The sequence below is a fragment of the Arenimonas sp. genome (genome assembly GCF_041913985.1).
GTDB lineage: Bacteria > Pseudomonadota > Gammaproteobacteria > Xanthomonadales > Xanthomonadaceae > Arenimonas.
The window spans coordinates 1-17239 of record NZ_JAYSEG010000046.1 but is presented as its reverse complement, the minus strand read 5'-3'; the positions used below and the strand labels follow the sequence as shown (position 1 = coordinate 17239).

The following is a 17239-nucleotide window of genomic DNA, read 5'->3' as shown; positions in this document are numbered from 1 at the left end:
CGCCCTGGTCGAAGCCGACGTAGCCCGGGGGCGCGCCGATCAGGCGGCTCACCGAGTGCGCCTCCATGTACTCGGACATGTCGAAGCGCACCAGCTCGATGCCCAGCTGCATGGCCAGCTGCTTGGTGACCTCGGTCTTGCCCACGCCGGTGGGGCCGGCAAACAGGAAGTTGCCGATCGGCTTGTCGGGGTTGGCCAGGCCGGAGCGGGCCAGCTTGATGGCCGAGACCAGGGTCTCGATGGCCGGGTCCTGGCCGAAGATGACCATCTTGAGGTTGCGCTCGAGGTTCTTGAGCACGTCCTTGTCGGAGGCGCTGACCTGCTTGGTCGGGATGCGGGCCATCTTGGCCACGATCAGCTCGATCTCCTCGACGTCCACCACCTTCTTGCGCTTGTCCTCGCCCAGCAGGCGCTGGCGCGCGCCGGCCTCGTCGATGACGTCGATGGCCTTGTCCGGCAGCAGGCGGTCGTTGATGTGCTTGACCGACAGGTCCACCGCCGCCTGCAGGGCGTCGGCGGCGTATTCCACCTCGTGGTGGGCCTCGAAGCGGGTCTTGAGGCCATTGAGGATGGCCACGGCCTCGGCCACGGTGGGCTCGACCACGTCGATCTTCTGGAAGCGGCGGGCCAGCGCGCGGTCCTTCTCGAACACTCCGCGGTATTCCTGGAACGTGGTCGAGCCGATGCAGCGCAGCTCGCCGCTCTGCAGGACCGGCTTGATCAGGTTGGAGGCGTCCATGGTGCCACCCGACGCCGAACCGGCGCCGATGATGGTGTGGATCTCGTCCACGAACAGGATGGCGCCCGGCTCCTTGCGGATCTGCTGGATCACGGCCTTCAGGCGCTTCTCGAAGTCGCCGCGGTACTTGGTGCCGGCCACCAGCGCGCCCAGGTCGAGCGAATAGATGACCGCGTCCTTGAGCACCGCCGGGACCTTGCCCTCGACGATGCGCCAGGCCAGGCCCTCGGCCAGCGCGGTCTTGCCCACGCCGGCCTCGCCGACGTAGAGCGGGTTGTTCTTGCGGCGGCGGCAGAGCACCTGGATGGTGCGCTCGACCTCGTCCTCGCGGCCGATCAGCGGGTCGATCTTGCCTTCCTTCGCCAGCTCGTTGAGGTTGGAGGCGAACTCCTGCAGCGGGTTGCCCTTGGCCTCGCCGCCCTCCTCGCCTTCCGGCTTGGCCTCGGGCGCGGGCTTCTCCTCGGCGCCGTCGCCGATCTTGGCGATGCCGTGCGAGAGGTAGTTCACCACGTCCAGGCGGGTGATTTCCTGCTGGTTGAGGAAATACACCGCGTGCGAGTCCTTCTCGCCGAAGATGGCCACCAGCACGTTGGCGCCGGTGACTTCCTTCTTGCCCGAGGACTGCACGTGGTAGACGGCGCGCTGGAGCACGCGCTGGAAGCCCAGAGTGGGCTGGGTGTCGCGCGGGTCGTCGGCCGGCAGCACCGGCACGGTGTCGGCGATGATCTGGCGCAGCCCGGTGGCCAGCTTGGGCTGGTCGGCGCCGCAGGCCTTGAGCACGCCGGCCGCGGACGGGTTGTCGAGCAGCGCCAGCAGCAGGTGCTCGACCGTCATGAACTCATGGCGGGCTTCGCGGGCCTGCTTGTAGCACTGGCCGATGGTGTACTCGAGGTCCTTGCTGAACATGGGCTACTCCGGAACGTTTGCTCCGATATGGGGCCAGCCTAGGCTTTTTCCATGGTGCACAACAGGGGGTGCTGGTGCTGCCTGGAGAACTCGTTGACCTGGGTAACTTTGGATTCAGCCACCTCGCGCGTGTACACGCCGCAAACGCCCTTGCCGCGGGTGTGCACGTGGAGCATGACCTGGGTGGCCTTCTCCCGGTTCATGGCGAAGAAGGACTGCAGGACCTCGACCACGAAGTCCATGGGGGTGAAGTCGTCGTTGAGCAGGACGACCTGGTAAAGCGGCGGCCGCACGACCTCGGGTCGGGCGGATTCCACCGCCAGTCCGTGGTCGCGCTCGCGTTCCGGGTGGGGGTCTTGGGGCATGGCGCCAGTATAAGTCGCGCCGGACCGGCGGTAACGCCCCGCCCTCGTGGACGGCCACGAGGTTTTCCGCCGAGAATGGCCGGGCCGGAGTCCCGCCGGCCACCCAACCAGAGACCACGCCATGCGCCTGCTTACCGCTTGCATCGCCGCTGCCCTGCTGTTCGCCGCCCCGCTCTCCGCCGCCGACCATGACTCCGTCGTGAAGGCGCAGCTCGAGAAGAAGGGCACCCCCTTCACCATCGACGACGATGGCGACTTCCAGATCACCGTCAACGTCGGCAACGGCCGCACCCAGCTGGTCTGGGTCCGCTCCGTGGTCGAATCCACCAACCACCAGCGCGTGCGCGAGATCTGGTCGCCCGGCTACCAGGCCGAGGGCGCCGCCTTCCCGGCCGCCATCGCCAACGACCTGCTCGAGCGCAGCAACACCCTCAAGCTCGGCTCCTGGGTGAAGCAGGAGCGCGTGGCCATGCTGGTCATCAAGATCCCGGCCGACGCCAGCGCCGACGCCCTGGACGAGGCCATCGACCTGGCGGCCAGCGCGGCCGACGCGGTCGAGCTCGACCTCACCGGCAAGGACGATCTTTGAGCTATCGCAGCGGCCGCTTCTGGCAGCCGGACGTGACCGTCGCCACCGTGGTGGTGCGCGACGGCCGCCTGCTGGTCGTCGAGGAACAGGTGCGGGGCGAGCGGGTGCTGAACCAGCCCGCCGGGCACCTCGAGCCCGACGAAAGCCTGGCGGAGGCGGCCCTGCGTGAAACCCTCGAGGAAACGGGCTGGGAGGTCGCGCTGACCGCCTTCATCGGCGCCTACCAGTGGACCTCCCCGCGCGACGGCAAGCATTTCCTGCGCATGGCCTTCGCGGCCGAGCCGCTCCGCCACCATCCCGAACGCCCGCTCGACGACGGCATCGTGCAGGCGCTGTGGCTCACGCCAGCGGAACTGGCGGCCGAATCGGCCCGCCACCGCAGCCCGCTGGTCTGGAAGGTCGCCGAAGACTTCCTGTCCGGGCGCCGGCTGCCGCTGCAGGCCCTGACGCACTGCGCATGAGGCCCGCGCGGGTCATCGTCGGCCTGTCCGGCGGCGTGGATTCCTCGGTCGCGGCCCTGCTGCTGCAGCGCCAGGGCGAATCCCTGGCCGGCCTGTTCATGCAGAACTGGGACGACGCCGACGACGCCGGCGGCGAATGCCGCGCGGCCGAGGACCGCCGCGACGCGCTGCGCATCGCCGGCCTGCTCGGCATCCCCTTCCACACCCGCAACTTCGCCGCCGAGTACTGGAAGGACGTGTTCCAGCACTTCCTGGACGAGTACCGGGCCGGGCGCACGCCCAACCCGGACGTGCTCTGCAACCGCGAGATCAAGTTCAAGACCTTCCTGGACGAAGCCCACGCCCTGGGTGCCGAGTGCATCGCCACCGGCCATTACGCGCAGGTGGCCCGGCGCGACGGTCGCTGGGTGCTGCTGCGCGGCGCCGACGAAGGCAAGGACCAGAGCTATTTCCTGCACCAGCTGGGCCAGGCCCAGCTGGCCGCCACGCTGTTCCCGATCGGCCACCTGCCCAAGGCCGAGGTGCGCCGCCTGGCCACCGAGGCCGGCCTGCCCACCGCGGCCAAGAAGGACTCCACCGGCATCTGCTTCATCGGCGAACGTGATTTCCGCGAGTTCCTGGGCCGCTACCTGCCCGCCCGCCCCGGTGCCATCCGCGACGTGGACGGCGTGGTGGTGGGCGAACACGCCGGCGCCTGGTACTACACCCTGGGCCAGCGCGAGGGCCTGAACATCGGCGGCGTGAAGGGCCGCGCCGCGGCGCCCTGGTACGTGGTGGGCAAGGACGTGCACGCCAACGTGGTCTACGTCGACCAGGGCGCCGACAGCCCCTGGCTGCTCTCGAACCACCTGCATTCGGAGCCGGCGCACTGGGTCGCGGGCGCGCCGCCCGCCACCCGCTTCGCGTGCACCGCCAAGACCCGCTACCGCCAGGCCGACCAGCCCTGCACGGTGGAGGTGGACGCGGACGGGTCGCTTTCCGTAGCCTTCGCGTCCCCGCAGCGCGCGGTCACCCCCGGCCAGTCCGTGGTGCTCTACCAGGGCGACGAATGCCTCGGTGGCGCCGTGATCGCCCGCACCGACGCCCCCCTGGAAGCCAAGACCCGCCCGTGATGAAGGAACGCGCCCTCGCCCTCGCCGGCCTGCTGCAGGCCGTGCACCTGGTGCAGCAGATGGCCCAGAACGGCCAGGCCGAAACCGGCCCGCTGGGCGCCAGCATCGACAGCCTGTTCCGCTTCGACGCCGAGTCGCCCGAGGCGGTGTTCGGCGGCGCCGGCAACCTGCGCGTGGGCCTGGGCCGGCTGGTCAACCAGCTCGAGGGCGGCGCCGGCCGCGACGCCGCTGTGACGCGCATGGCCATGACCGTGCTGCACCTCGAGCGCAAGTTCATCGGCCACGGCCGCGCGCCCGGCGCGGTGCACGAGGGCCTGAAGGACATCGCGCGCCAGCGCGAGCACTGGGGCCCGACGCACCCGACGGTGCTGGCGCGGCTGGGCGAGCTCTACGCCCGCGAAGTGAGCCCGGTCGGCCCGCGCGTGCTGGTGCAGGGCAACCCGGTGTACCTGGGCCAGCCCGACGTGGTGGGCGAAGTGCGCGCCACCCTGCTCGCCGCGGTCCGCGCCGCGGTGCTCTGGCGCCAGCTCGGCGGCAGCTACTGGGACTTCCTGTTCGGCCGCCGCGCGCTGGTGCAGGCGGCCCGCGACTGGCTCGACGCGACACGCTGAGTCGCGCCCGCGGCGCCGCCCGCAGCGGACGGCGGGGTATGGTTTGGGGCATAATACCGGGCTGACGCGGCCACACTGCGCGCCACTCCCAGCCCCCACGAACCAGCCCGGAGCCTGTCCATGAGCGACTCCTTCGCGACCCGCGACCAATTGGCCGTCAACGGCACGACCTACACCTACTTCAGCCTCGCCAAGCTCGGCCAGCGCTTCAACCTGGCCCGCCTGCCGTATTCGATGAAGATCCTGCTCGAAAACCTCCTGCGCTGCGAAGACGGCGGCATGACGGTGGGCAAGGAGCACATCGAGGCCGTGGCCACCTGGGACGCGAAGAAGGAGCCGGACACCGAGATCGCCTTCATGCCCGCCCGCGTGGTGCTGCAGGACTTCACCGGCGTGCCCTGCGTGGTCGACCTGGCCGCCATGCGCGATGCCGTGGTCAAGCTCGGCGGCAACGCCGACCAGATTAACCCGCTCATCCCCTCCGAGCTGGTCATCGACCACTCGGTGCAGGTGGACGTGTTCGGCAAGCCCGAGGCGCTGGACCTCAACGGCAAGATCGAGTTCGAGCGCAACCAGGAGCGCTACAGCTTCCTGCGCTGGGGCCAGAAGGCCTTCGACAACTTCAAGGTCGTGCCGCCGAACACCGGCATCGTGCACCAGGTCAACCTCGAGCACCTGGCGCGCGTGGTGATGACGGGTGAAAAGGACGGCGTGCTCTACGCCTACCCGGACACCGTGTTCGGCACCGACTCGCACACCACCATGATCAACGGCATCGGCGTCCTGGGCTGGGGCGTCGGCGGCATCGAGGCCGAGGCCGCCATGCTGGGCCAGCCGAGCTCGATGCTCATCCCGCAGGTCGTGGGCTTCAAGCTCACCGGCAGGCTGCCCGAGGGCGCCACCGCCACCGACCTGGTGCTCACCGTCACCCAGATGCTGCGCAAGCACGGCGTGGTCGGCAAGTTCGTCGAGTTCTTCGGCGACGGCCTGGACCACCTGCCGCTGGCCGACCGCGCCACCATCGCCAACATGGCCCCGGAATACGGCGCCACCTGCGGCATCTTCCCGGTGGACGAGGAATCGCTGAACTACCTGCGCCTCTCCGGCCGCGACGACGCCCAGGTCGCGCTGGTCAAGGCCTATGCCCAGGCCCAGGGCCTGTGGCGCACCCCGGGCCAGCCCGAGGCCGAGTACAGCTCCACCCTGAGCCTCGACATGGGCGAGGTGAAGCCCTCGCTGGCCGGCCCGAAGCGCCCGCAGGACCGCGTGCTGCTGAGCGACATGAAGGCCAACTTCAACGCCAACCTCGGCGGCCTCACCGCCAGCCGCAAGCAGAAGAACGGCGACGTGGCGCGCATGGATTCCGAGGGCGGCCACCAGCACCAGGCCGACCACCTGGCTTCCAAGCCGAAGTCCAAGATCCGCATCAAGGACCAGGACGCGCACCTGACCGACGGTTCCGTGGTCATCGCGGCCATCACCTCCTGCACCAACACCTCCAACCCGGCGGTGATGCTCGGCGCCGGCCTGCTGGCCCGCAACGCCGTGGCCAAGGGCCTCAAGGCCGCGCCGTGGGTCAAGACCTCGCTCGGCCCGGGCTCGCTGGTGGTCACCGACTACCTGAAGAAGGCCGGCGTGCTCGCCGACCTCGAGCAGCTCGGCTTCCACGTGGTGGGCTACGGCTGCACCACCTGCATCGGCAACTCCGGCCCGCTGCCCGAGGAAGTCTCCAAGGGCATCGCCGAGAACGACCTGGTGGTCACCTCGGTGCTCTCGGGCAACCGCAACTTCGAAGGCCGCGTGCACGCCGAAGTGAAGATGAACTACCTGGCCTCGCCGCCGCTGGTGGTCGCCTACGCCATCGCCGGCACCACCGACATCGACCTGACCACCGAGCCGCTGGGCACGGGCAGCGACGGCCAGCCGGTGTACCTCAAGGACATCTGGCCCTCGAACAAGGAAATCGGCGACTTCATCGCCAAGACCGTCGGCCCCGAGATGTTCAAGCACAACTACGCCAACGTCTTCGGCGGCGACACCCGCTGGAACCAGATCGCCTCGCCGGACGGCGCCAAGTTCGCCTGGGACGACGCCTCCACCTACATCAAGAACCCGCCCTACTTCGACGGCATGAAGATGGCCGTGGGCTCGATCGCCGACATCCAGGGCGCCCGCGTCATGGGCATCTTCGGCGACTCGATCACCACCGACCACATCAGCCCGGCCGGCAACATCAAGGCCAGCTCGCCGGCGGGCCGCTTCCTGCAGGCGCGCGGCGTGCAGCCGGCCGACTTCAACAGCTACGGCTCGCGCCGCGGCAACGACGACGTGATGGTGCGCGGCACCTTCGCCAACATCCGCATCAAGAACCTGATGCTGGGCGGCGAGGAAGGCGGCAACACCATCCACTACCCCACCGGCGAGAAGCTGGCGATCTACGACGCGGCCATGAAGTACAAGGCCGAGGGCGTGCCGCTGGTGGTGTTCGCGGGCAAGGAGTACGGCACCGGCTCGTCGCGCGACTGGGCGGCCAAGGGCACCAACCTGCTGGGCGTGAAGGCGGTCGTGGCCGAGAGCTTCGAGCGCATCCACCGCTCGAACCTGGTCGGCATGGGCGTGCTGCCCTGCCAGTTCCTCGAGGGCCAGAACGCCCAGACCCTGGGCCTGAAGGGCGACGAGGTGGTCTCGATCACCGGCCTGCAGGACGGCGCCGCCAAGGAGGCGACCGTGGTCGCCACCCGCCCGGACGGCACCGAGCTGCGCTTCCAGGTCAAGGTGCTGCTGCTGACGCCGAAGGAAGTCGAGTACTTCCGCCACGGCGGCATCCTGCACTACGTGCTGCGCCAGCTGGCCGCCCGCAAGGCGGCCTGATACCGCGGCGCCCGGCGGACCCAGAAAGGCCCCCCCCCCCGGTGGGCTTTTTTTTTTGTGGGGGGGCCTGCCGCCCCGACGCCCCCCCCCCAAACGGTCCGCGCCTTACGCCCCTCCTGCAAGATCGGTGTCAGAGCGCCGGCTCCCAGCGGGCCGAGATCAGCCGCCACTCGCCGTCGTCGAGCCGCCAGCCGGTCTCGACCCGGTACACCTGCGCCCGGTCGGGCAACAGGCCTTCGCCGCCGCGGGTGGCCGCGGTGAAACTCGCCTTCGCGCGGTCGCCCACCAGCTCCACTTCGACCGGGCCCAGGACCACCCCGACCTCGCGGTCGCGCAGCCAGACCAGGGCCGCCGTGCGCCGCAGGCGGTCGCGGTCCATGCCGTCGGGGCCGGCGAAGTCCTCGGCCAGGCCCTCGGCAAGTGCGTCGGCGTCGCGCGCCTCGATGGCCTGTTCCAGGCCGGCGATGCGGGCGCGCAGCGCCTCTTCGGGCGCCTCGCGGCGACAGCCCGCGGCCAGCGCCAGCACGACGCAAAAGGCAGTCGTGAAGGCCGCGCGAAACCATACGGGGCGCGCCTTGCCTGACCCCGAGGGGTATGCTCCAATCGAGCGAATACTCCAATTCGCGGCGCACGCGTGCGTTTCGCGCCGAGGGGTGCAGGCATCGGGAATCGAGGGGAAGTGCATGGGTTTCGAACGTCCTTGGCTGGCCAACTATCCGAAGGGTATCGCCCCCGAGGTCGACCTGGAGAAATACCCGTCGATCGTGTCGGTGCTCGAGGAAACCTGCCGCGACTACCGCGACAACCCGGCCTTCGCCAATTTCGGCAAGAAGCTCACCTACGCCGAGATCGACCGGCTCAGCACCCAGTTCGCGAACTACCTGCTGCATGAGCTCAAGCTCAAGAAGGGTGACCGCGTCGCCCTGATGATGCCCAACATCCTGCAGTACCCCATCGCCATCTTCGGCGTGCTGCGGGCCGGGCTCACGGTGGTCAACACCAACCCGATGTACACCGCCCGCGAGCTCAGGCACCAGCTCACCGACTCCGGCGCCAGCGCCATCGTCGTGCTCGAGAACTTCGCCCACGTCGTGGCCGACGTCGTCGCCGAGACTTCGCTGAAGCAGGTCATCGTCACCGGCGTGGGCGACATGCTCGGCTTCCCCAAGGGCCCGCTGATCAACTTCGTGCTGCGCCACGTGCGCAAGGAAGTGCCGGAATACGACCTGCCCGGCCACGTGCGCTTCAACGAGACACTGGCCCTCGGCGCACGCCACAAGCTGCCGGCCATCGACATCCGCGGCTCCGACATCGCCTTCCTGCAGTACACCGGCGGCACCACCGGCGTCGCCAAGGGCGCCATGCTGACCCACCGCAACCTGGTGGCGAACATGCAGCAGTCGTCGGTGTGGATCGGCACCAACGCCACCATGGGCAAGGAGGTGATCATCACCGCCCTGCCGCTGTACCACATCTTTGCGTTGACGGCGAACTGCCTGGTCTTCATGAAGTTCGGCGGCCTGAACTACCTGATCACCAACCCGCGCGACATGAAGGGCTTCGTCGCCGAGCTCAGGAAGATCCCGTTCACCGCCATCACCGGCGTGAACACGCTGTTCAACGGCCTGCTCAACACGCCCGGCTTCGACCAGGTGGATTTCTCGCGCCTGCACCTCACCCTGGGCGGCGGCATGGCCGTGCAGCGCGCGGTGGCCGAGCGCTGGAAGAAGGTCACCGGCGTCACCCTGGTCGAGGCCTACGGCCTGACCGAGACCTCGCCCGCCGCCTGCATCAACCCGATGGACCTGCCGGAATACAACGGCGCCATCGGCCTGCCCATCCCGTCCACCGACGCCTGCGTCAAGGACGACGAGGGCCGCATGCTGCCGGTCGGCGAAGTGGGCGAGCTGTGCATCAAGGGCCCGCAGGTCATGGCCGGTTACTGGCAGCGCCCCGAGGAAACCGCCAAGGTGATCGACGCCGAGGGCTGGCTGCACACCGGCGACATGGCGAAGATGGACCCGCAGGGCTTCTTCTACATCGTCGACCGCAAGAAGGACATGATCCTGGTCTCGGGCTTCAACGTGTACCCGAACGAGGTCGAGGACGTCATCGCGCTGATGCCCGGCGTGCTCGAGGTGGCCGCCGTCGGCGTGCCCGACGACAAGTCCGGCGAAGCGGTGAAGGTGGTCATCGTGCGCAAGGATCCGGCGCTCACCGCCGAGCAGGTGAAGGACTTCTGCCGGGAGCAGCTCACCGGCTACAAGCACCCGCGCTACGTCGAATTCCGCACGGAACTGCCCAAGTCCAACGTCGGGAAGATCCTGCGCCGGGAGCTGCGCGATTCCGCGGCCAAGGCCTGAACGAACCGGGGCGCCGCCTACACCAAACAGGGGGCGGTTTACAACGGGGGCTGAACAGGGTCTAGAATCGGGCGGAGGAGCCTAACGGTTCCTTAACCGCCGCCCGGTCCCACGCGCCATGCGGGCGGCCAGCCGCCCCCATGAGCCCCGAGGACACGACCATGAGCCCCGTCGTCGAACTGCACAATCCCCGCCCCTTCGCCTACCGTACCCTGCGGACCCAGGAAGACCCGGGCACCCGCACCAGCTGGATGTACATGCACGCCGAGCGTGCCAACGACGGCGCGCGCCGCCGCCCCTGCTTCACGCTCGACCTGATGAAGGACATGCGCGACTACCTGGCCGGCGTCGGCCAGCGCAGCCAGCAGACCGCCATCGACGGCCGCGAGCCCGGCCTGGACCACCTGGTGGTCACCTCCGACGCCAGCGCCTTCAACCTGGGCGGCGACCTCGAGCTCTTCGCCCGTCTCATTCGCGAGCGCGACCGCGCCTCCCTGCTCGCCTACGCCCGCATGTGCGTGGAGGGCGTGTACCACCTGCACACCCAGCTCGGCGGCCGCGTCGACACCATCGCCCTGGTTCAGGGCGACGCGCTGGGCGGCGGCCTCGAGCTCGCCCTGTCCTGCCAGACCATCGTTGCCGAGGCCGGCGTCGGCATGGGCTTCCCGGAGGTGCTGTTCGACCTGTTCCCGGGCATGGGCGCCTACTCCTTCCTGTGCCGCCGGGTCAGCCCGGTGCAGGCCGAGAAGCTGATGCTCGACGGCACCGTCTACACCAGCGAGCAGATGTACGAGATGGGCATCGTCGACGTGCTGGTGCCCAAGGGCCAGGGCGTGCAGGCGGTGCAGGACCTGCTGCGCAGCCACCGCCGCTCGCCGCACGCCCGCCTGGCCATGCAGCGGGTGCGCGACTACGCCACGCCGGTGCCAATGGAAGAACTGATGCGCATCACCGAGATCTGGGTGGACACCGCGCTGCAGCTGGGCGAGAAGTCGCTGCGCACGATGGAACGCCTGGTGAAGGCGCAGGAGCGCCGTTCGAACGAGGCGGCCGCGGCCACTTCGCTCGCCGCCGCCCTCTGACGCGCCCCGGCCTGGGGCTCAGCCCGAGGCGTCGTCCGAGCGCTGCCCCCCCGACCGGGGGGGCAGCCGGGACAGGGCCTCGCGGGCCAGTTCGAACTGCTCGCGCAGCGCGCGTTCGCGTGCGCGCCAATCCTTGGCGAGCTGCCAGTTCGGCAGCTGCATGATCTCGTAACCCAGCGTCGCCACCCGCGACATGCCCAGGTTGCCGGCCACGCCCTTGAGCGCGTGGCAGTGGTCCCGGAACCCGTCCCAGTCGGCCGACTGGCCGCACTGCTCCAGCGAACCCAGGCAGCGCAGCGCATCGCGCACGCACTGCTGCACGAAGTTCGCCACGAAATCCTTGCCGAGGTTGAGCTCGGCCAGTTCGCCCAGCACGGTGTCGTCCAGCACCACCTGCTCGACGGCGGCGGCGCCCTTCTCTTCGTTCGCCGGCGAGGCCTCGTTGCCGCCGGTGGCGACCTCGGCCAGTGCCTCCAGCAGGCGCCCGGCGACGATGGGCTTGGGCAGGAAGGCGCGCGCGCCGGCCTGTTCGCAGGCCTGGATGGCCTCCGGCGTGACGTCGGCGGTGAGCACCAGGAAGGGCGTGCGGCGGCTGCCGCCGGCTTCCATCACCCGCACCTCGCGCATCACGTCCAGGCCGCTGACGCCGGGCATGTGCAGGTCCACCAGCACCGCGTCGAAGTCGCGCTCGGTGAGCAGGGCCAGCACTTCGTCGCCGGACTCGACTTCCTCGACGTGGTGCCCGGCCTTCTCCAGCAGGCGGCGCAGCACCATGCGGTTGGCGGCGTGGTCGTCGGCGATCAGCGTGTGCAGCGGCTTGACCCGGGCCCGGTGGCGCACGAACGGGTCGTCGAAGGCGATGACGTTGGCCGGCGCCGCGGCCACCGCCTGCGAACCGGCGTCGACCAGCGAATACGGCAGCTCGACCCAGAAGTGTGAGCCGGCGCCCTCCTCGCTCTCGAAGCCCAGCCGGCCGCCCATGGTTTCGGCCAGGCCCTTGGCGATGGTGGTGCCCAGGCCGGTGCCGCCGTGGCGGCGGGTCTTGGCGGTATCCACCTGTTCGAAAGCCTCGAACAGCCGCTTCTGGGCCTCCAGCGGGATGCCGATGCCGGTGTCGCGCACCGAGAAGCGCAGCATGATCTCGGGCGCCGCCTTGCCGGCTTCCGCCAGCTCGCGCTTGCGCGGCGCCGCCAGGCCGACATCCAGCGTCACCTTGCCCACGTCGGTGAACTTGATGGCGTTGTTGAGCAGGTTCACCAGGATCTGGCGCAGGTGGTCCACGTCGCCGCGCAGGCCGTCGGGCACGCGGTCGGACACGTTCACGGTGAAGGCCAGGCCCTTGGCCGCCGCCGCCGGCTGCAGCATCACCTGCACGCCGCGGGTGAGCTCGCGCAGCTGGAAGTCCTCGACGTTCAGGCGCAGCTTGCCGGCCTCGATGGCCGAGATGTCGAGCACGTCCTCCACCAGCGCCAGCAGCGCCCGCGCCGAGGTCTGGATGACTTCGGTGCACTCGCGCTGCTCCTTGCTCAGGCGCGTGGTGCTGAGCAGCTGCGACATGCCGACGATGCCGTTGAGCGGCGTACGGAACTCGTGGCTCATGTTGGCCAGGAAGCGGCTCTTGGCCTCGTTGGCGCGCTTGGCCTCCTCGGTGGCGCGGGTCAGCGCGCGCAGCAGCGAGGTGAGGTAGGCCGGGATGGCGGTGAGGCCGAGCAGCAGGCCCCAGCCGAGCATCTGGTTCTGCTGCCAGTACGGGGTGCTGAGCAGCACGCCCAGGAAGCTGGCGCTGGCGATCAGGATGGCCGCCACCAGGTAGCGTTCGCCGAAGCGCAGGCCGTTGCCGATGGTGACCCACATCAGCACCACGTACACTGGCGCCAGCGACTCGCCGAGCACGTGCATGGCCGCGCCCATCATGCCGTAGTCGAGCAGCATGCCCAGCACGCGCCGCACGTGCGCCACGCCGGGGCGGATGGCGATGGAGGCCAGGATGCCCAGGCCCACCACGAACTCGATGGCGAAGAAAATGAAGACCAGGCGCAGCGGTTCGTTGGCGACCTCGGCCGTGGAGGTCACGCCCAGCAGGTAGACCAGGATGACCGCCGTGACCACCACGCGGGTGATCGCCTGGCCATGCTCGCTGTCGGGCCGGTTCCGGAACCGGTCGGCGAGGCGCTGGAGGGAGGCGTTCACGGGGCCGCCGCGGGGGCTGGGACTAGCCGAGCGAGCGCGTCGGCGAGAGGAAGGCGAAGATTTCCTGCACCCGCTCGCGGCGCGCCATCAGCGCGTCCACCACCGCCGGGTCGAACAGCACGCCCGACTGCGCCTGCAGGAATGCGAAGGCCTCGGCCAGCGGCAGCGCCTTGCGCCACGGGCGGTCCGAGGTCATGGCGTCGAGCACGTCGGCCACCGCCACGATGCGCGCCGGCAGCGGGATGTCCTCGCCGGCCAGGCCGGCCGGGTAGCCGCTGCCGTCCCAGCGCTCCTGGTGGCCCAGGGCGCTGGTGGCGCCGACCTGCACGAAGCGGCTGCTGCTGTCGCTGAGCAGTTCGTAGCCCAGGCGCGGGTGGCGCTTGACCTCCTCGAACTCGGCGGGGTCGAGCTTGCCGGGCTTGCGCAGGATGGCGTCGGAGATGCCGAGCTTGCCGATGTCGTGCAGCGGCGCGGCCAGCTCGATCATGCGCACTTCGTCCTCGCCCAGGCCCATGGCCTCGGCGATCAGGCCGGCGTAGCGGCCCAGGCGCTCGAAGCTGGCCACCGAGGTGGCGTCGCGGAAGGCCGTGGCCTTGGCCAGGCGGTGCAGGATCTCGCGCTCGCGTTCGTCGAGCTCGTGCATGCGCGCCAGCAGCTGGCGCTCGAGTTCGTGGGCGCGGCTCTTGAGGTTCTGCTGCTGCTGGCGCAGCGCCAGCAGGTTGCGGCAGCGCGAACGCAGTTCGCGCGGACGCACCGGCTTGACCAGGAAATCGATGACGCCGGCCTCGAGCGCGGCGTTGCGGATGGGCTCGTCGCCCACCACGGTGATCAGGATGATGGGCACGTCGCGGTGCGACAGCGGGCGGCGGAAACGGCGCGCGAACTCCAGGCCGTCGAGCTTGGGCATGCGGTAGTCGAGCAGCAGCAGGTCGGGCGAGCTGCGCTGCGACCACAGCAGGGCCTCCACCGGGTCGCCGAAGTCGGTGACCTTCACTTCGGGACTGATGTCCTCCAGCAGGTGGCGGAACATCGTCCGCTGCGAGGGCTGGTCATCGACGATCAGGACGTTCACATGGGACTCCGGGCGCAGGGCGCCAAGCCGCGTGGGGCGGCAACGACCCCAGCTTACTCCCGGAATTCTTTCCCCGGCAAGGCGTTAGCCCCGCTACTTTGCGCAGTGCAACAGGACCCGGCTCAGGCCTCGGGGCGCATGTACGGGAACAGCAGCACGTCGCGGATGGAGGCCGAGTTGGTGATGAGCATCACCAGCCGGTCGATGCCGATGCCCAGGCCGCCGGTGGGGGCCATGCCGTACTCCAGCGCCCTGATGTAGTCGGCGTCGAAATGCATGGCCTCGTCGTCGCCGCCTTCCTTGGCCTCCACCTGGGCCAGGAAGCGCGCCTTCTGGTCTTCCGGGTCGTTGAGCTCGGAGAAGCCGTTGGCGATCTCGCGGCCGCCGACGAACAGCTCGAAGCGGTCGGTCAGTTGCGGGTCGCGGTCGGAGGCGCGGGCCAGCGGGCTCACCTCCACCGGGTGGTCGGTGATGAAGGTCGGCTGCACCAGGGTGTGCTCGACCGTCTTCTCGAAGACCTCGAGCAGCAGCTTGCCCCAGCCGTAGCTTTCCTTGACCTTGATGCCAAGGCGGGCGCAGTGGCCGCGCATGGCCTGCACATCACGCAGTTCTTCGCGGGAGATTTCCGGGTTGTGGTGCAGCACGGCGTCGGTCATGGACCAGCGGCGGAAGGCCGGGCCCAGGTCGATGGCCATGTCTTCCCACTGCAGCTGCGCGGTGCCGCGCGCCTTCACCGCCACGTCGCGGATCAGGCCCTCGGTGAGGTCCATCACCTCGTGGTAGGTGGCGTAGGCCTCGTACAGCTCGAGCATGGTGAACTCGGGGTTGTGCCGGGTGGACACGCCCTCGTTGCGGAAGTTGCGGTTGATCTCGTACACGCGCTCCATGCCGCCCACCACCAGGCGCTTGAGGTAGAGCTCGGGCGCCACGCGCAGGTACAGGTCCAGGCCCAGCGCGTTGTGGTGGGTGACGAAGGGCTTGGCCGTGGCGCCGCCGGGGATGTAATGCATCATCGGCGTCTCCACTTCCAGGAAGCGGCGCGCGTCGAGCCAGGCGCGCATGGCCGAGACGATGCGCGAACGCTGCACGAACACCTCGCGCGCCTCCGGGTTCATCACCAGGTCGACGTAGCGCATGCGGTAGCGCTGCTCGACGTCGGCCAGGCCATGGAACTTGTCCGGCAGCGGGCGCAGCGACTTGGTCAGCAGGCGCAGAGCGCCGGCCTTCACCGACAGCTCGCCGGTGCGGGTGCGGGTGAGCCCGCCCTGCACCGCCACGATGTCGCCCACGTCCCAGCCCTTGAAGGCCTCGTAGGCCTCGCCCAGGTCGGCGCCCTGCAGGTAGAGCTGGATGCGGCCGCTCATGTCCTGGATCTGGGCGAAGCTGGCCTTGCCCATCACGCGCTTGGCCATCAGGCGGCCGGCCAGGGCCACGCGGCGGTCGAGCGCTTCGAGCTTCTCGGCGGTCCAGGTTTCCTTGTCGGCGAACTCGGCCTGCAGGTCGCCGGCGTAGTCGGCGCGCACGAAGTCGTTCGGGAAGGCCACGCCCTGCCCGCGCAGGGCCGAGAGTTTCGCGCGGCGCTCGGCGATCAGGCTGTTCTCGTCGGCGGCGGGCGGGGTCTGGCTCGGCTGGTCGGTCATGGCGGTGTCGTTCGTGGGTGGTGGGGCGCGGTGGCTCAGGCGTCGGCGCGGTTCGCGCCGACTTCCCGGCCGGCCCTGAGGGTGGCGTCGATGAATTCGGCGAGGTCGCCGTCGAGCACCTTCTGGGTGTCGGAGCGTTCGATGCCGGTGCGCAGGTCCTTGATGCGGCTCTGGTCGAGCACGTAGTTGCGGATCTGGCTGCCCCAGCCGATGTCGGACTTGGTGGCCTCCACCGCGTCCTTCTCGGCGTTGCGCTTCTGGATCTCGAGCTCGTAGAGCTTGGCGGCGAGCATCTTCATCGCGGTGTCGCGGTTGGAATGCTGGCTGCGGCCGGTCTGGCAGGCCACCACGATGCCGGTGGGCACGTGCGTGATGCGCACCGCCGACTCGGTCTTGTTCACGTGCTGGCCGCCGGCGCCGGACGAGCGGTACACGTCGGTCTTGAGGTCGGCCGGGTTGATGGTGATGTCGATGTTGTCGTCCACTTCCGGCGACACGAACACCGAGGTGAAGCTGGTGTGCCGGCGGTTGTCGGAGTCGAACGGCGACTTGCGCACCAGGCGGTGCACGCCGGTCTCGGTCTTGAGCCAGCCGTAGGCGAAGTCGCCCTCGACGCGGAAGGTGGCGGACTTGATGCCGGCCACCTCGCCGCCGCTGACTTCCATCAGCTCGGTCTTCCAGCCGCGCGATTCGCACCAGCGCAGGTACATGCGCAGCAGCATCTCGGCCCAGTCCTGGGCCTCGGTGCCGCCGGCGCCGGCCTGGATGTCGACGAAGGCGTTGGCCGAGTCCATCTTGCCGGAGAACATGCGCTGGAACTCGAGCTTGTCGACCTCGCGGGCGTACTTCTCGACGTCCTCGACGACGGCGGACGCGGTGTCCTCGTCGTCCTCCATTTCCGCCAGTTCAAGCAGCTCGTTGGCGCCGACGAGGCCGTCGGTGAGGCTGCGGATGCCGTTGACCACCTTCTCGAGCGAGGCGCGCTCGCGGCCCAGGCCCTGGGCGCGTTCGGGGTCGTTCCAGACGTCGGGGCTTTCCAGCTCCCGGTTTACTTCCTCGAGACGTTCGACCTTGAGGTCGAAGTCAAAGATACCCCCTGAGCGAATCCAGCCGGCCCCGGAGGTCGGCGATGCGCTGGCGGACGGGATTGAGTTCCATGGTGTCCTGCGGTTGGTGTCACGAAAGGCCGCAAATGATAGCACCACCCCCTTTTGTAGGAGCGGGGGTGGGGGCCGCCG

At 69.4% G+C, this 17239-nt stretch carries 14 protein-coding genes; 7 read left to right on the top strand and 7 right to left on the bottom strand.

Translation table 11 applies throughout. The features are described from left to right. A partial coding sequence (locus ACE3Q2_RS12645; protein WP_374474376.1) for an AAA family ATPase occupies positions 1–1645 on the bottom strand: 1645 nt, incomplete at its 3' end. Between the two features lie 38 nt (positions 1646–1683). After that, positions 1684–2010: an ATP-dependent Clp protease adapter ClpS gene (gene clpS, locus ACE3Q2_RS12640; RefSeq protein WP_231693954.1), complete on the bottom strand. Its 327-nt coding sequence runs from the start codon at positions 2008–2010 to the stop codon at positions 1684–1686. Between the two features lie 121 nt (positions 2011–2131). On the opposite strand from clpS, the gene ACE3Q2_RS12635 reads away from it, so the two are divergent. From ACE3Q2_RS12635 to acnA, 5 genes are all read left to right on the top strand, one after another. Then, on the top strand, positions 2132–2599 hold the full coding sequence (locus ACE3Q2_RS12635) for a hypothetical protein (RefSeq protein ID WP_231693955.1): 468 nt from the start codon (positions 2132–2134) through the stop codon (positions 2597–2599). Further along, positions 2596–3060: an NUDIX hydrolase gene (locus ACE3Q2_RS12630; protein ID WP_231693956.1), complete on the top strand. Its 465-nt coding sequence runs from the start codon at positions 2596–2598 to the stop codon at positions 3058–3060. The genes ACE3Q2_RS12635 and ACE3Q2_RS12630 overlap by 4 nt, the downstream gene beginning before the upstream one ends. Next, positions 3057–4172 (top strand): tRNA 2-thiouridine(34) synthase MnmA, encoded by a 1116-nt coding sequence (mnmA, locus tag ACE3Q2_RS12625; protein WP_231693957.1) that lies wholly within the window; start codon positions 3057–3059, stop codon positions 4170–4172. Before ACE3Q2_RS12630 ends, mnmA begins: the two co-directional genes overlap by 4 nt. Beyond that, positions 4172–4783, top strand: coding sequence for a high frequency lysogenization protein HflD (gene hflD, locus ACE3Q2_RS12620; RefSeq protein ID WP_374474374.1), 612 nt, complete (start codon positions 4172–4174; stop codon positions 4781–4783). The genes mnmA and hflD overlap by 1 nt, the downstream gene beginning before the upstream one ends. A 120-nt stretch (positions 4784–4903) precedes the next feature. Next, the gene (acnA, locus tag ACE3Q2_RS12615; RefSeq protein ID WP_374474373.1) at positions 4904–7654 is read left to right on the top strand and encodes an aconitate hydratase AcnA; all 2751 of its coding nucleotides are present in this window, start codon (positions 4904–4906) and stop codon (positions 7652–7654) included. A gap of 130 nt (positions 7655–7784) precedes the next feature. Here the strand turns inward: acnA and ACE3Q2_RS12610 are convergent, their stop codons facing one another. Next, positions 7785–8180, bottom strand: coding sequence for a nuclear transport factor 2 family protein (locus ACE3Q2_RS12610; protein WP_374474371.1), 396 nt, complete (start codon positions 8178–8180; stop codon positions 7785–7787). 157 nt (positions 8181–8337) lie between these two features. Between ACE3Q2_RS12610 and ACE3Q2_RS12605 the strand changes: the two genes are divergently transcribed. Together ACE3Q2_RS12605 and ACE3Q2_RS12600 are read left to right on the top strand one after the other, a co-directional pair. Beyond that, positions 8338–10017 carry a long-chain fatty acid--CoA ligase gene (locus ACE3Q2_RS12605; protein WP_231693961.1) on the top strand — a complete coding sequence of 560 codons (1680 nt, stop codon included), beginning with the start codon at positions 8338–8340 and terminating at the stop codon, positions 10015–10017. A gap of 161 nt (positions 10018–10178) precedes the next feature. Then, on the top strand, positions 10179–11099 hold the full coding sequence (locus tag ACE3Q2_RS12600; RefSeq protein WP_231693962.1) for a crotonase/enoyl-CoA hydratase family protein: 921 nt from the start codon (positions 10179–10181) through the stop codon (positions 11097–11099). 18 nt (positions 11100–11117) lie between these two features. Here ACE3Q2_RS12600 and ACE3Q2_RS12595 read toward each other — a convergent pair whose 3' ends face one another. The 4 genes from ACE3Q2_RS12595 to prfB form a co-directional block, all read right to left on the bottom strand. Further along, positions 11118–13289, bottom strand: coding sequence for an ATP-binding protein (locus ACE3Q2_RS12595; RefSeq protein ID WP_374474370.1), 2172 nt, complete (start codon positions 13287–13289; stop codon positions 11118–11120). A 22-nt stretch (positions 13290–13311) separates the two neighbouring features. Further along, positions 13312–14379: an HD domain-containing phosphohydrolase gene (locus ACE3Q2_RS12590; RefSeq protein WP_374474377.1), complete on the bottom strand. Its 1068-nt coding sequence runs from the start codon at positions 14377–14379 to the stop codon at positions 13312–13314. A 104-nt stretch (positions 14380–14483) separates the two neighbouring features. Further along, entirely contained in the window at positions 14484–16001 is a 1518-nt protein-coding gene (lysS, locus tag ACE3Q2_RS12585; RefSeq protein WP_231693965.1) for a lysine--tRNA ligase, read from the bottom strand. Between the two features lie 35 nt (positions 16002–16036). Then, positions 16037–17159 (bottom strand): peptide chain release factor 2 gene (gene prfB / locus ACE3Q2_RS12580; protein WP_374474368.1). Its coding sequence is split into 2 segments (ribosomal slippage): positions 16037–17086 and positions 17088–17159, totalling 1122 coding nucleotides; the frame shifts between segments, so codons are not numbered across the junction. Positions 17160–17239: the final 80 nt, after the last annotated feature.

Bases quoted from the DNA above. Each gene is read 5' to 3' on its own strand.
- clpS (WP_231693954.1), bottom strand. From the start codon at position 2,010: ATGCCCCAAGACCCCCACCCGGAACGCGAGCGCGACCACGGACTGGCG.
- ACE3Q2_RS12635 (WP_231693955.1), top strand. From the start codon at position 2,132: ATGCGCCTGCTTACCGCTTGCATCGCCGCTGCCCTGCTGTTCGCCGCC.
- mnmA (WP_231693957.1), top strand. From the start codon at position 3,057: ATGAGGCCCGCGCGGGTCATCGTCGGCCTGTCCGGCGGCGTGGATTCC.
- hflD (WP_374474374.1), top strand. From the start codon at position 4,172: ATGAAGGAACGCGCCCTCGCCCTCGCCGGCCTGCTGCAGGCCGTGCAC.
- acnA (WP_374474373.1), top strand. From the start codon at position 4,904: ATGAGCGACTCCTTCGCGACCCGCGACCAATTGGCCGTCAACGGCACG.
- ACE3Q2_RS12605 (WP_231693961.1), top strand. From the start codon at position 8,338: ATGGGTTTCGAACGTCCTTGGCTGGCCAACTATCCGAAGGGTATCGCC.
- ACE3Q2_RS12600 (WP_231693962.1), top strand. From the start codon at position 10,179: ATGAGCCCCGTCGTCGAACTGCACAATCCCCGCCCCTTCGCCTACCGT.
- lysS (WP_231693965.1), bottom strand. From the start codon at position 16,001: ATGACCGACCAGCCGAGCCAGACCCCGCCCGCCGCCGACGAGAACAGC.